This window comes from Pseudomonas sp. GW821-FHT09E12 (genome assembly GCF_059416085.1).
Map to the genome: position 1 here is coordinate 624460 of NZ_JBWKOM010000004.1, position 13378 is coordinate 637837.

A 13378-nucleotide genomic window follows, 5' to 3' on the forward strand; every position below is an offset into this window, starting at 1 on the left:
TCGATGACTGGATAAAGGCTGAATTGGATAAAATCTGAACAGTTATTCTGTTATTGCCAACGGTTTGGTCCGCTGGGCAGCAGTCAGAAAACCGCCGTCAATCCCGGGCGGCCTTTGCTCGGATGGCGCGCCTTACTCGGGCGAGTGAAAGCTTAGGCTGTAGTTGACGGCCTTGGGGCCCGGATCGAGGATGTCCAGCGCGATATGGATCGGTGTCTGCGGCGGCATCTCCGACACCCCTTCGAGCTCACCCTTGACGTATTCGCCGGGTTTGAAGCGACGACTGGCGATCAGATGGCCGTTGAGGTCGGCGAAACGCAGTTCCAGCAGCGGGAAGGGCTGGGAGAACGGCGCGCGGTTGTAGATGATCGCATCCACCACCAGGGCGCCGCTGAAGTCCGGGTGGCTGCGCACCACCAGGTTGCTGCTTTTGATGCGGCCGATATCGACCTTCGAGGGCACCGTGCAGCCCAGTTCCGGGCAAAACTGCTGGAACCAGGGGCGGTACTGGTCCTGGCGCGCCAGTTCGTCGAAGTGATAGGCGATGTACTGGCCCGCCAGGCCGGCGGCGGCCAGCAGGATCAACAGGCTCCAGAGCAGGCGGCGGCCCCAGGGCGAGCGGCGTTTTTGCCAGTCCAGCTGGATCGGGTCGTCTTCCAGGTCCAGCAGCACGGCGTCCGGCGCCGCGGGCTCGGCGCGCCCACGCTTGTTGCGTGGCGCCGGGCTGGCTGGCGGCTCGATCTCATCGGGCTCGTCGGCCTTCAGGGAGCCGTGCGCTGGCGTGGGCTCCAGGTCGTCGTCCAGGAGCAGGGAGGGCGCCTTGGGTTCGTCTTCCAGATCGTCCAGGTTGAAGGACAGCGACGGTTCGGTACGCCCGGAGCGGCCGGCGTCGACGGGCGGCTGTTCAGGTTTTTCGTTCAGGTCGCCGCTGGTGCCTGGTGGCTGGCTGAACAGGCTGTCGGGCCAGTGTTCCTCTTCGGCATCCGGCTGGTCGCGGCGGGCGCTGAGGGCGTCTTCCCTGGAGGCGCGTTCCTGGCCGAAGGCCTTGGTCGGCTGGATTTCCCGTTGTTCGAGCTTGGCCAGTTCCTCGTCCAGGTCGAGGCTGTCCAGGTCGAGCTCGGTGGCACTCCACTGCTTCTGGCTGATGGCGCGCGGTGGCGGCGGGGTCAGCGGTTCAGCAGGGGCCGTCGGTGCGGGAGGTGTGACGACAGCGTCCTTGCCAGCGCGTTGCTCAAGTAACTGCCGTGCGGCGTTGAACACCTGCAGGCACGAGCCGCAGCGCACCACGCCACGGGCCACGCTCAACTGGGCGTGGCTGACGCGGAAGCTGGTTTGGCAATGCGGACACTGGGTGACGAAACTGTCGGTCATGCGGCGATCCGGTTTATACAGGCGGCCATTCTAGCGCCGACGGCCGGTGATGCGTACCCAGCCATCGAGGTTGGCGATCGGATCCAGGTCGAAGTCCCGGGCGTAGGCGGCAGCGACTTCCTCACCCTGTTCGGCGAGGATGCCCGACAACGCCAGGCGTCCGCCGCTCTTGACCAGGCTGGACAGTTGCGGCGCCAGGGCGACCAGCGGGCCGGCGAGAATGTTGGCGACCAGCACGTCCGCCTGGACCTGCGGCAGGTCTTGCGGCAGATAGAGCGGGAACAGCGCTTCTGCGATGTTGTTGCGCCCGGCGTTGTCGCGGGAGGCTTCCAGGGCCTGCACGTCGATGTCCGTGCCCACCGCCTGTTTGGCGCCCAGCAGCAGGGCGGCGATCGCCAGGATCCCGGAACCGCAACCGAAGTCCAGCACGTTGCAGCCTTTCAGGTCCTGACCGTCGAGCCATTCCAGGCACAGGGCGGTGGTCGGGTGCGTGCCGGTGCCGAAGGCCAGGCCCGGATCGAGCAACAGGTTGACCGCGTCCGGCTCGGGAGCGGCGTGCCAGCTCGGGACGATCCACAGGCGCTGGCCGAAACGCATCGGCTGAAAGTTGTCCATCCAGCTGCGTTCCCAGTCCTGGTCTTCGATCACTTCGCTGTGATGTTCGGGCAGCGGGCTGCCGGTCAGCAGCTCAAGGTGGGCCAGCACGCTGGCGGCCTCGGTGCCGTCTTCGAACAGGGCCAGCAGGTGAGTGTGGTTCCACAGCGGGGTGGTGTTGAGTTCCGGTTCGAAGATCGGCTGATCCTCGGCGTCCATGAAGGTCACCGAAACGGCGCCGACTTCGAGAAAAGCGTCTTCGTAGGTTTCGGCTTGTTCTGGGCTGATGGCGAGACGGACTTGCAGCCAAGGCATGGCGGGCACCTTTGAAATATGTAATGTGCAGCCTAGCGGGCTGCGAGAAGCGCGCAAGTTTACGCGAGCGAGGCGCAGAAGACGACACGCCAGGCACCATTTCCACTTGCCCGCACCGCCTCTCTGTAGGGGCGAGCTTGCTCGCGATGCCTGCAAGGGCGCCGCATAACGCCAGGAAAATGCGCGCTGTCGCTGATGGCCCTATCGCGAGCAAGCTCGCTCCTACAAAGGGGGCAGAAACGACAAGGCCGCTCGAAAGCGGCCTTGTCGTTCTGGTGCGGTGTCGATCAGTGTTGACCGGCCAGCTTGTGCTCCAGGTAGTGAATGTTCACGCCCCCTTTGCAGAAGCCTTCGTCACGGGTCAGGTCGCGGTGCAGCGGGATGTTGGTCTTGATCCCGTCGACCACGATTTCGTCCAGCGCATTGCGCATGCGCGCCATGGCTTCTTCACGGGTTGCCCCGTAAGTGATCAGCTTGCCGATCAACGAGTCGTAGTTCGGTGGAACCGCGTAACCGCTGTACAGGTGCGAGTCGACGCGTACGCCATTGCCGCCCGGAGCATGGAAATGCTTGACCGTGCCTGGGCTTGGCATGAAGGTTTTCGGGTCTTCGGCGTTGATCCGGCATTCCAGGGCATGGCCACGAATGACCACGTCCTTCTGGGAGATCGACAGCTTGTTGCCAGCGGCGATGCTCAGCATCTCCTTGACGATGTCGACGCCAGTGACCATTTCCGATACCGGGTGCTCTACCTGCACGCGAGTGTTCATCTCGATGAAGTAGAAACGGCCGTTCTCGTACAGGAACTCGAAGGTGCCGGCGCCGCGGTAGCCGATGTCGATGCACGCCTTGACGCAGCGGGCGAAGACTTCCTGGCGCGCGGTTTCGTCGATGCCCGGAGCCGGCGCTTCTTCAAGCACCTTCTGGTGACGACGCTGCAGGGAGCAGTCGCGGTCGCCCAGGTGGATCGCGTTGCCCTGGCCGTCGGACAGCACCTGGACTTCCACGTGACGTGGGTTGGTCAGGAACTTCTCCAGGTAGACCATCGGGTTGCCGAACGCCGCGCCCGCTTCGGAGCGGGTCAGCTTGGCCGAGGAGATCAGGTCTTCTTCTTTATGCACCACGCGCATGCCGCGACCACCGCCGCCGCCAGCGGCCTTGATGATCACCGGGTAGCCGACTTCACGGCCGATGCGCAACGCGGTTTCTTCGTCTTCCGGCAGCGGGCCGTCGGAACCGGGAACCGTAGGTACGCCGGCAGCGATCATGGCGTGCTTGGCCGATACCTTGTCGCCCATCAGGCGAATGGTCTCGGCTTTCGGGCCGATGAAGGCGAAGCCGGAGTTCTCGACCTGCTCGGCGAAGTCGGCGTTTTCCGCGAGGAAGCCGTAGCCTGGGTGAATGGCGGTGGCGCCGGTCACTTCGGCGGCCGCGATGATCGCCGGAATGTGCAGGTAGGAGTGCGCGGCGGAGGCCGGGCCGATGCAGACGGATTCGTCCGCCAGACCCAGGTGCATCAGTTCCTTGTCGGCCTTGGAGTAAACGGCGACGGTCTTGATACCCATCTCTTTGCAGGCACGCAGAATCCGCAGGGCGATTTCACCGCGGTTGGCGATCAGAACTTTTTCCAACTTCGCAGACATCGTTGGCTCTCCGCGGTTCAAACGATGGTGAACAGCGGTTGGTCGTACTCAACCGGCTGGCCGTCTTCGACGAGGATGGATTCGATCACACCGCTGGTTTCAGCTTCGATGTGGTTCATCATCTTCATGGCTTCGACGATGCACAGGGTGTCGCCTTTCTTCACGCTCTGGCCGACTTCAACGAAGGCTGGCGAGGTTGGCGAGGATTTGCGGTAGAAGGTGCCGACCATCGGCGAACGGGCAACGGTGCCGTTCAGCGCTGGGGCAGCTGGAGCTGCTGGTGCGGCAGCGGCGGCCGGAGCGGCAGCGGCAGGCGCGGCAACTGGAGCAGCCATCGGTGCCGGTGCGTAGTACTGCTGGGCTGGAGTCTTGCTGTGGCGGCTGATGCGTACGGACTCTTCGCCTTCCTTGATCTCGAGCTCGTCGATGCCGGACTCTTCCAGCAGTTCGATCAGTTTCTTAACTTTACGGATATCCATGAATCATCAACTCCCAAGGGTCGGTCAGGGGCGTTTAGCTTGTTGTTCAAGCTGCTCTAGTGCGGCCTCCAGGGCCAGTCGGTAACCGCTGGCGCCAAGGCCGCAGATCACTCCCACCGCAACGTCGGAGAAGTAGGAGTGATGGCGGAAAGGTTCGCGTTTGTGCACGTTAGACAAATGCACTTCGATGAATGGGATGCTCACCGCCAGCAGCGCGTCACGTAATGCGACGCTTGTATGCGTAAAAGCTGCTGGATTGATCAGAATGAAGTCCACGCCTTCATCGCGGGCGGCGTGGATACGGTCGATCAATTCGTACTCGGCGTTGCTTTGCAGGTAGAGCAAATGGTGGCCGGCCTCGCGGGCCCGGCGTTCCAGGTCCTGATTGATCTCAGCCAGGGTGACTGCACCGTAGACCCCCGGTTCACGGGTGCCGAGCAGGTTCAGGTTGGGTCCGTGAAGAACCAGTAGGGTCGCCATCTGCCGTTCCTTGTTATTGCGCAGTGATTGGAATGTGCGGTTATCAGAACCCGGCGACTATGCCGCAAAGCCTTTGTGACTGTCCAGTTCTCTGCAATAGGCAGCACGATGACCGATGTTTACCTAAAATATGTGACCAACTGACTAAATCCGGTCATTTGCTGCAGCAATGCGTTCAGCGAAGTCCGCGGCGCTGATTTCGCCGACCACACGCACATCGGCACGTTCGACGCCATCTTTGCCGAAGAACATCAGCGCCGGCGGGCCGAACAGTTGGTAGCGGTCCAGCAGGGCGCGCTGTTCGCGGTTGCTGGCGGTGATATCGAAGCGCACCAGGCGGTAGTCCCGCAGGCGTTCGACGACCTGGCGGTCGTTGAGCACCTCGCGTTCGATGACTTTGCAACTGATGCACCAGTCGGCGTACCAGTCGAGGAGCAGCGGGGTACCGGCATTCCGGGCATCGGCCAGGGCCTGCTCCAGCTCGCCGGGGGTGGTGACGGTCTGCCACTGGCCGGCGCTGGTTTGCCCGGCGCTGTTGCTGGTGGCCGCGACCGGTGGGCGGGCGAGCGGGCTGAACGGATCGGTCTGGCCGCTGAACGCGCCGTACCAGCAGGCCAGGGCATAAAACAGCAGGAACAGCCCGCACAGCTGCGCCAGGCGCGCGCGCGGTGCCTTGTAGACAAACTCCAGAGCACCGAGAAACAGGCCGACACCGGCCGCCAGCGCGCCAATCAGCAACAGGCTGACCTGGCCCGGCAAGACCCGGCTCAGCAGGCCGATCGCCAGGCCGAGCAACAGCACGCCAATGGCGTTTTTCACGTAGACCAGCCATGGCCCGCTTTTCGGCAGCCAGGCCGCGCCGCCGGTGGCCACCAGCAACAGCGGCGCGCCCATGCCCAGGCCCAGGGCGAACAGTTTCAGGGCACCGCCCAGGGCGTCGCCGCTGGCGCTGATATACAGCAGGGCGCCTGCCAGCGGCGCCGAAACGCAGGGCGATACCAGCAGGCTGGACACCACCCCGAGAATCGCCGCGCCCCACAGCGAGCCACCTTCGGTGCGCCCGGCGATGCGTTCCAGGCGCTGGCTGATAAAGCGCGGAAGCTTGAGTTCGAAGACATCGAACATCGCCAGGGCGAACACGACGAAGAACAACGCAAAGGGCACCAGCACCCAGGCCGATTGCAGGCGTGCCTGCAAATTGAGCTGGGCGCCGAACAGCCCCATCAAGGCGCCGAGCAGGGCGAAACAGACGGCCATCGGCAACACGTAGGCGAGCGACAGATTGAAGCCGCGCCAGCCGCCGACCTGGCCCTTGAGGACCACACCGGACAGGATCGGCAGCATCGGCAGGACGCAGGGGGTGAAGGTCAGGCCGATGCCGGCCAGGAAGAACAGCGCCAGTTCGCGCCAGCTCCAGGCGGTTTTCCCATTATCGGTAGCGGGGCCGCCGGCACTTGAGGCATTTGCCGAAGAGGCCGCGCCATCGATCTGCAAACGCTCGGTTTCCGGTGGATAACACAGGCCCTTGTCGGCGCAGCCCTGGTAGGTCACGGCCAGGGTGAAGCCCCGTTGGTCCGTGGCGCTGCGCGGCAGTTCGACATCGACAATGCCGTGGTAGACCTCGACGTCGCCGAAAAACTCATCGTGTTTCTGTTCGCCCTTGGGCAGTTGGGCGGCACCCAGGGTGATATCGGCGGGCTCGGCGCGGAACTGGAAGCGGTGGCGATAGAGGTAGTAACCCTCGGTGGCGACGAAACGCAGCTTGATCGACTGCGGCGTGCTTTGCAGCAGGCTCAGTTGGAACGCTTCGCGCACCGGCAGGAAGTCGGCGCTGTTATTGATCGAGCCCAGGGTTGAGCTGGGGCGGCTGTCCAGCAACCCGGCGGCGGTCGCCGGCAGGGCAAGCACAAACAGCATCAGGCAAAGCAGGCGACGCATGGCAATCTCGCGAATCGAAGGTGTGCGCATGATAGCGGAGAGCGGTGGGGTATGCGTATGCGCCCCGTAGCCGCTGCCGAGCCTGCGACCGCGTTCTTTCAGGCAACCTGCATAGGCCGGTTTTGCGAGGACTGCGTCCTCGATCGCAGCCTCGCAGGCTCGGCAGCGGCTACAGGACTACAGGGCTAGACGCGGAACGCCTGCACCGCCGTGTGCAGCTGGCCGCCCAGGGCCAGCAGGTTCTCGCCTTGTTCGCGGCCTTCGCCGATGCGTTGCAGGTTATCCCCGCCCAATTGATGGATGCGCTCGCTGTGGTCGCGGATTTCGCTGACGGCGCCGCTTTGCTGGGCTGTGACATCGGCGATGCGGATGGCGGTATCGGAAATGGTCTGGATCGCCCCGACGATTTCATCCAGCGCGCCGTCCGCGGCCTGGGCCTGGCTGGCCGTGGCTTCGGCATGTTCGACCTGGGCGCGCATGCCTTCCACCGATTGCCGGGCAGCGGCCTGCAGGCCGGCGATCAGGGTCTGGATCTCGGCGGTGGCACCCGCCGTGCGTTGGGCCAGGGAGCGCACCTCTTCGGCGACCACGGCAAAACCGCGGCCCATTTCCCCGGCTCGCGCGGCTTCGATGGCGGCGTTCAGGGCCAGCAGGTTGGTCTGGTCGGCAATGGAACGGATCACCGTGAGCACGCCGCCGATGGTTGCCGACTCCTCGGCCAGCTGTTCGATCATCTGCGCGTTGCCTTGCACTTCGCCGACCAGGGCATGTAACCCGGTCAGGCTCAGGCCGATCACTTTCTGCCCCTGTTCCACCGCCATTCCGGCACTGCGGCTGGCATCGGCGGCCTGGCTGGCATCGCCGGCGACTTGCTGGATGGTCGCTTCCAGCTCGCCGAGGGCGTCGCGGATCTGCGCGGTGTCGCCGGCCTGGCGCTCGGCCCCGCCGTGCAGGCCACTGCTCAGTTCCGCCAGGGCGCGGCTGCTGCCGGCGACCTGTTCGGCGTTCTGCCGGATGGTGCCCACCAGGTCCACCAGGTAGGCGCGAAGGCGGTTCAGGGATTCTTCTATGTCGTGCAGTTCGCGGTTGGTCCGGCCCAGCTGGATGTCGCGGCTGAAGTCGCCTTCGGCCCAGGTCGACAGGGCCGGCGCCAGATTGGTCAGGACCCGTGCCAGCCGACGCTGCAAGGTGTCGATCAGCAGGGCGATCAGCAGGATCAGGCCGATCATCAGGCCCTGCATCAGCCGCACTTCGCCCTGGATCTGCCCGTGCTGGGCGCGCACGACCGGTTCCAGTTCGGCGATGGCCTGCTGCACGGCGGTGATTTTCAGGTGGGTGGCGGTGCTGAGGTCGGCGCGTTTCTGGATCTGTTCGCGGGTGCGGTTCAGCTCGGCGGGGTAGCGGCCGAGCAGGCTGTTGAGTTCGCGCTTGAGGCCGATGCCGGCGTCTTCGACGGCGGCCTTCTCAGTGTTCTCCAGGCCCATCATGGCCGCGAAATCATCGGTGTTCGACGCATTGCTGGCCGCGACACCCAGCAACGGCAGGGTTTCCAGCTGCTCGGCCTGGGCGCGCATGTTGCTCACTTCGCGCTCGACATCGGCGGCCAGTTCGCTGCGGCCGCTGCTCACCAGTTTGTCGCGGGCCAGGGACAGCTTGCCCAGGTGCTGGGAGGCGGTCAGCAGCAACGGCAGGTAGGTCGCGGCGCTCGGATTGCTGGCCGCCCCGGTCGCGTACTGGCTCAGTTGTTCGAGGCTGGCCCCCAGCTCGCGCTCGGCCTGCAGCAGCAGCGCTTGCGGATCGCCGGCCAGTTTGCCGGCGGCCAGCAGGTCGGTCTTGCTGAACTCGGCCAGGCCCGACAGGCTCGGGCGCAGGCTTTGCGCCAGTTCCGCGGGCAGTTCGTCGAGCTGGGCCTGCTGGGTTTCGATGGCCTGGCTGGCGCTGCTCAGGCGCAGGGCGTCGCCGCTGGCCAGGTAGTCCTCGATGTTGCGCGCCACCTGGTTCTGGAACTGCTGGGACAGCCCCAGGTAGCGCTCCATCAATAGGTAGGGGCGCTCGAGGGCGCGTTGCGACCACCAGAGCGTTGCGCCCAGGGCCAGGCAAACGGCAACTAATAGCAGGGTATTGAGATTGGTCAGCAGCTTCAGGCGCATCGCGTCCTACCAACGACTTGAATGGTAAGCGCCTGAACTTATTGCGTTTGTATTACAAGGTTATGACCGAATCAGTGGATTCTGGTGAAAAGGTGGCGCTTTGATGGCGCGCTGCCTGGACCCGGTTGCGCCCGCTGTCCTTGGCGCGGTAGAGCGCTTCGTCGGCCTGGCTGGCCATCATCAGGCTGTCGGAGTCTTCCCGCAGTTCGACCACTCCGGCGCTGAAGGTGCACCACAGGTCCTGGGGCTGGGCCGGGTAATGGATTTCGGCAAAGCGCTGGCGGATTTCATCCAGCACCTTGCAGGCCGCTTCCAGGTCGGTGTCGGGCATGACGATGGCGAATTCTTCGCCACCGTAGCGGCCGATGAAGTCGGTCTTGCGCAGGCGTTGCTTGAGAAACAGCGCCAGGCTCTTGATCACCCGGTCGCCCATGGGGTGGCCGTGGCTGTCGTTGACCCGCTTGAAGTGGTCGATATCCAGCATGGCGAAGCTCAGCGGCTTGTTTTCGCGGCGCGCGCGGAAGCTGCAGTCTTCGAGCAGTTGCAGGATATGGGTGTGGTTGTACAGCCCGGTGAGGCTGTCGCGGACCATGCGCGCCTTGAGGTTGCGCGCGCGGGCGGCGCGGTTGCGCACGGTGGTGATCAGGTGGCGCGGCTTGATCGGCTTGGTCAGGAAGTCGTCGCCGCCTTCGCTCATGGCGTCCAGCTGCTTGTCCAGGTCGTCTTCGGCCGACAGGTAGATGATCGGCACGCTGACATAACGGTCGTTATGGCGGATTACCTTGGCCAGCTCGGTGCCGGTACAGGCCGGCATGTACATGTCGAGGATGATCAGGTCCGGCTGGAAGTCGGCCAGTTCGGCCATGGCCTGGATCGGTTCGATCAGGGTCCGGGTGATGATCCCGGCGCTGTTGAGCAGGCGCTCGGTGTGCAGGGCCTGGGCGCGGGAGTCGTCGATGATCAGCACTTTATAAGGTTCGTACTGGGCGACGCAGGTGAGGATCTCGATCTTCTCCAGCAGGCTCGAGGCTTCCAGGGTGCCGGTGAGGAACTCCTGGCCGCCGGCGCGCACGGCGGCCAGGCGGGTCGGGGTGTCGGTTTCGTGGAGGCTGAAGAACAGCAGGGGCAGCTTCTGCTCCAGGCCTTCCTGGGCTTCGGCGGCCAGTTGCAGGCCCATGCCGTTGCCGCAGAAGTCGACGTCAATGACGATCGCCGCCGGCAAGCGCTCGACCATCGAGGAGCGAAACGCGGCGATGCTGTCCAGGGACTGGGCGCTGAGGCCGAAGAATTCCAGCTGCTTGGCCAGGCGCTCGCCGCGATCGTGGTCTTGCAGCATCACGTAGATCGGCTTGCGCAGGGGCGGCAGGAAGGTCTGCTCCAACTGGTCGCCATGGCGCAGGCCGGTGCGCGACAGGCGTTGCATCAGGCGGTTGAGGTCGGTGATCAGGCCGCTGCTCAGGCGTCCGCGGTTGGCGTCCACCGCTTCCAGCGAGTCGCTGATGCTGCGTGCCAGCTGGGTATGTTCGGGTTGTTCGAAACGTTCGGCGAAACGCAGCAGGCGCAGGTTGGCCTCGCTGAGTTCGGACATGTCGGCGGTCGACCATTCGCTGCGCTGCAGGCGCTGCCATATCTCGAGGATCTGACGAGCCTGGTGAATGACCCGCTGGGCAAAGTGGTGCTTGAGGCGCTCACGGCTGGGGTCTTCTGGCTCGGTCATATCCTGACTACTAGTTAGGGTGCATGCTGAGATCGACTGGTGGCTCTATGCTAGCACCTCTTATGGATTGTACGAGTGTCGTACGTCAACAATCTGCAAAGCGACCTTATTCAGTTCCCGACCGACTGGTCGCATAGGTTCTGAACTGTGCTTCATTTATAGTGGCCGCTCGATGTACACCCGGCATGTGGCGCCTTGCGCGGCGGATGATTTTTAATCCGTTCGGTTCGAGGCACGATGGAGTAGGGTTGTGGTCGAACCGATGAACCCAAGTGATTGAAAGGATATAGCCATGCTGGACTGGAAGAACCGCGCGGGCAGCGCGCCGGATCGTGCTGCCGAACCCACGTCGGCGACACGCAGCTACTTTGGTGGCCTGCTGTTCAGCCGCGCCCTGGGCACCCTGGTGGCCTTGTACCTGCTGGTGGCCGGTGCCCTGGGCTGGTACTGGAGCCAGGAACCGTCGCTGTTCCCCGTCCAGCAAGGCGCGCAAATTGCCGCCGAGAAGGAAGGCAAGCAGATGGTCGTGGGCTACACCACGGTGGAAACCCTCAAGACCGTGGCCGGCACCCTGCTGAACAAGCCGGGTGGCTATATCTCCAACGACCGTTTCCCGCCGGGCCTGTGGATGGACAACATGCCGAGCTGGGAATACGGCGTGCTGGTGCAGGTCCGTGACCTGACCCGGGCCCTGCGCAAGGACTTCGCCCGTTCCCAGTCGCAGTCCGCCGAGGACGCCGACCTGGCCAAGGCCGAGCCACGCTTCAACTTCGACAACAAGAGCTGGGTGCTGCCGTCCAGCGAGTCCGAGTACCAGGAAGGCATCAACTCCCTGAGCCGCTACCAGGCACGCCTGTCCGATCCGAACCAGAAGAGCGCGCTGTTCTACGCCCGTGCCGACAACCTGAACAACTGGCTGGGTGATGTCGGGACCCGCCTGGGTTCGTTGTCCCAGCGCCTGTCGGCCAGCGTCGGCCGGGTCAAGCTCAACACTGCGCTGAAAACCGAAACCCCGGCGCCGGGCCAGTCGCCGCAGGTCGACGAGGAGGTGGTGGAAACCCCTTGGATGCAGATCGACAACGTGTTCTATGAAGCACGCGGCCAGGCCTGGGCCCTGTCGCACCTGCTGCGTGCCATCGAGGTCGACTTCGCCGATGTGCTGGCCAAGAAGAACGCCACCGTCAGCGTGCGCCAGATCATCCGTGAACTGGAAGCGTCCCAGGAGCCGGTCTGGAGCCCGATGATTCTCAATGGCAGCGGCTTCGGCGTGCTGGCCAACCACTCGCTGGTCATGGCCAACTATATTTCCCGCGCCAACGCGGCTGTCATCGACTTGCGTCAATTGCTCAATCAGGGTTGATTCATGGTGGTTACCTCCAATGAGGCCGCGCATCGCGCGGCCTCCGATGCCGAACAAGTCGCCTGGGTCGATGGCGAAGACCAGTTGCTGGGCACGCTGGCCCGCTCGGAGTTGCGCGAGCGCGGCCTGATCGGGCGCGGCACCTATATCCTGCTGTTCAATTCCGCCGGTGAGCTGTGCGTGCATCGGCGCACCCTGAGCAAGGCCATTTATCCCGGTTATTGGGACGTGGCCGCGGGCGGCATGGTGCTGGCTGTCGAAAGCTACGCCGAGTCGGCGGCCCGGGAGCTGGAGGAAGAATTGGGCGTGAGCGGGGTGGAATTGACCGCCCATGACCATTTCTTTTTCGAAGACACCGACAATCGTCTCTGGTGTTCGGCCTTTTCGGCGGTCTGGGACGGGCCCCTGCGCTTGCAGCCGGAAGAGGTGCTGGAAGCGCGCTTCATTGCGATCGACGAAGTGATGCGGGAAATCACCGAAAAGCCCTATTGCCCGGACTCCCTGGCGGCCTTGCAGCGCTATCTGGCGCGGCGTCGTTAAAGTTGTATAAATTGGCGCGGTTAGGCTCTTAGCAAGTCGGCTTTTTGCCGTTACACTGCGCGACCTTTTTCAAGCTGAGCCGGCTTGCTTTTGTAGGAGCGAGCTTGCTCGCGAAGAACGCAAGGATGATGGGTGCTATCTGAAAGCACGCGTTATCGCTGACGTCCATCGCGAGCAAGCTCGCTCCTACAAGGTGTACCGGTCCAGTAGCGCTGCCCCTGCCTGAGTGGGGCTTCGCGGTCGATGGCACAGGCCATGTGCTTCGACCAGTCTTTGTCCTCCCAAGAGGATTGCCGGTGGCCAAAAAAGCCGCATCCTTCGCCGCCCTTGGTGGCCTGGTATTTTCCACCGACGCAGGTCGACATTGCCCGGACTGTAGCCAGCCGGTGGCAGCCTGCATCTGCAAACAAACCGTTATCCCTGCCGGCGACGGCATCGCTCGCGTGCGTCGCGAAAGCAAGGGCCGTGGCGGCAAGACGGTGACCACCATCACCGGCGTGCCGTTGGCCGAAGACGCGCTCAAGGAACTGGCGACCACGTTGAAGAAACGTTGTGGCACCGGTGGCGCGCTGAAAGACGGCGTCATCGAGATCCAGGGCGATCATGTCGAGCTACTCTTGGCAGAGCTGATCAAGCACGGTTTCAAGGCGAAGAAGTCCGGCGGCTAGCAGCCTCTGTGAAAACCACCCCCGACTTGATGCAGCCCTGATCCGATTCAGGCTTGCCGTCGTCTTCATGGTTTTCACAGAGCCTGTTCATGACCGGTTTCTAAACTCAGCGCTGTAACCGAG

The 13378-nt window shown here is 63.8% G+C and carries 11 protein-coding genes; 3 read left to right on the forward strand and 8 right to left on the reverse strand.

What is annotated here, in order from left to right:
- Nucleotides 1-132: 132 nt before the first annotated feature.
- From AC07PQ_RS14735 to AC07PQ_RS14770, 8 genes are all read right to left on the reverse strand, one after another.
- Nucleotides 133-1371 carry a DUF3426 domain-containing protein gene (locus AC07PQ_RS14735; protein WP_493185773.1) on the reverse strand — a complete coding sequence of 413 codons (1239 nt, stop codon included), beginning with the start codon at nt 1369-1371 and terminating at the stop codon, nt 133-135.
- A gap of 30 nt (nt 1372-1401) precedes the next feature.
- Entirely contained in the window at nt 1402-2280 is an 879-nt protein-coding gene (prmA, locus tag AC07PQ_RS14740; RefSeq protein WP_007921647.1) for a 50S ribosomal protein L11 methyltransferase, read from the reverse strand.
- Between the two features lie 287 nt (nt 2281-2567).
- On the reverse strand, nt 2568-3923 hold the full coding sequence (gene accC / locus AC07PQ_RS14745) for an acetyl-CoA carboxylase biotin carboxylase subunit (RefSeq protein ID WP_007921646.1): 1356 nt from the start codon (nt 3921-3923) through the stop codon (nt 2568-2570).
- Between the two features lie 17 nt (nt 3924-3940).
- On the reverse strand, nt 3941-4402 hold the full coding sequence (accB, locus tag AC07PQ_RS14750) for an acetyl-CoA carboxylase biotin carboxyl carrier protein (RefSeq protein ID WP_007921645.1): 462 nt from the start codon (nt 4400-4402) through the stop codon (nt 3941-3943).
- Between the two features lie 24 nt (nt 4403-4426).
- Nucleotides 4427-4882, reverse strand: a complete 456-nt coding sequence (gene aroQ / locus AC07PQ_RS14755) for a type II 3-dehydroquinate dehydratase (protein ID WP_007921644.1) — start codon at nt 4880-4882, stop codon at nt 4427-4429.
- Between the two features lie 144 nt (nt 4883-5026).
- A complete protein-coding gene (locus AC07PQ_RS14760; RefSeq protein ID WP_493185774.1) occupies nt 5027-6820 on the reverse strand; it encodes a protein-disulfide reductase DsbD in 1794 nt (597 codons plus the stop codon).
- 185 nt (nt 6821-7005) lie between these two features.
- On the reverse strand, nt 7006-8970 hold the full coding sequence (locus tag AC07PQ_RS14765; protein ID WP_493185775.1) for a methyl-accepting chemotaxis protein: 1965 nt from the start codon (nt 8968-8970) through the stop codon (nt 7006-7008).
- A 52-nt stretch (nt 8971-9022) separates the two neighbouring features.
- On the reverse strand, nt 9023-10687 hold the full coding sequence (locus tag AC07PQ_RS14770; protein WP_007921641.1) for a response regulator: 1665 nt from the start codon (nt 10685-10687) through the stop codon (nt 9023-9025).
- Nucleotides 10688-10979: 292 nt separating this feature from the next.
- On the opposite strand from AC07PQ_RS14770, the gene AC07PQ_RS14775 reads away from it, so the two are divergent.
- The 3 genes from AC07PQ_RS14775 (at nt 10980) to AC07PQ_RS14785 (ending at nt 13255) form a co-directional block, all read left to right on the forward strand.
- Nucleotides 10980-12047, forward strand: coding sequence for a DUF2333 family protein (locus tag AC07PQ_RS14775; RefSeq protein ID WP_007921640.1), 1068 nt, complete (start codon nt 10980-10982; stop codon nt 12045-12047).
- Between the two features lie 3 nt (nt 12048-12050).
- Complete coding sequence (locus tag AC07PQ_RS14780; RefSeq protein ID WP_007921639.1) at nt 12051-12587, forward strand: NUDIX hydrolase; 537 nt, start codon at nt 12051-12053, stop codon at nt 12585-12587.
- Between the two features lie 296 nt (nt 12588-12883).
- Complete coding sequence (locus tag AC07PQ_RS14785; protein WP_007921638.1) at nt 12884-13255, forward strand: translation initiation factor Sui1; 372 nt, start codon at nt 12884-12886, stop codon at nt 13253-13255.
- Nucleotides 13256-13378 lie beyond the last annotated feature (123 nt).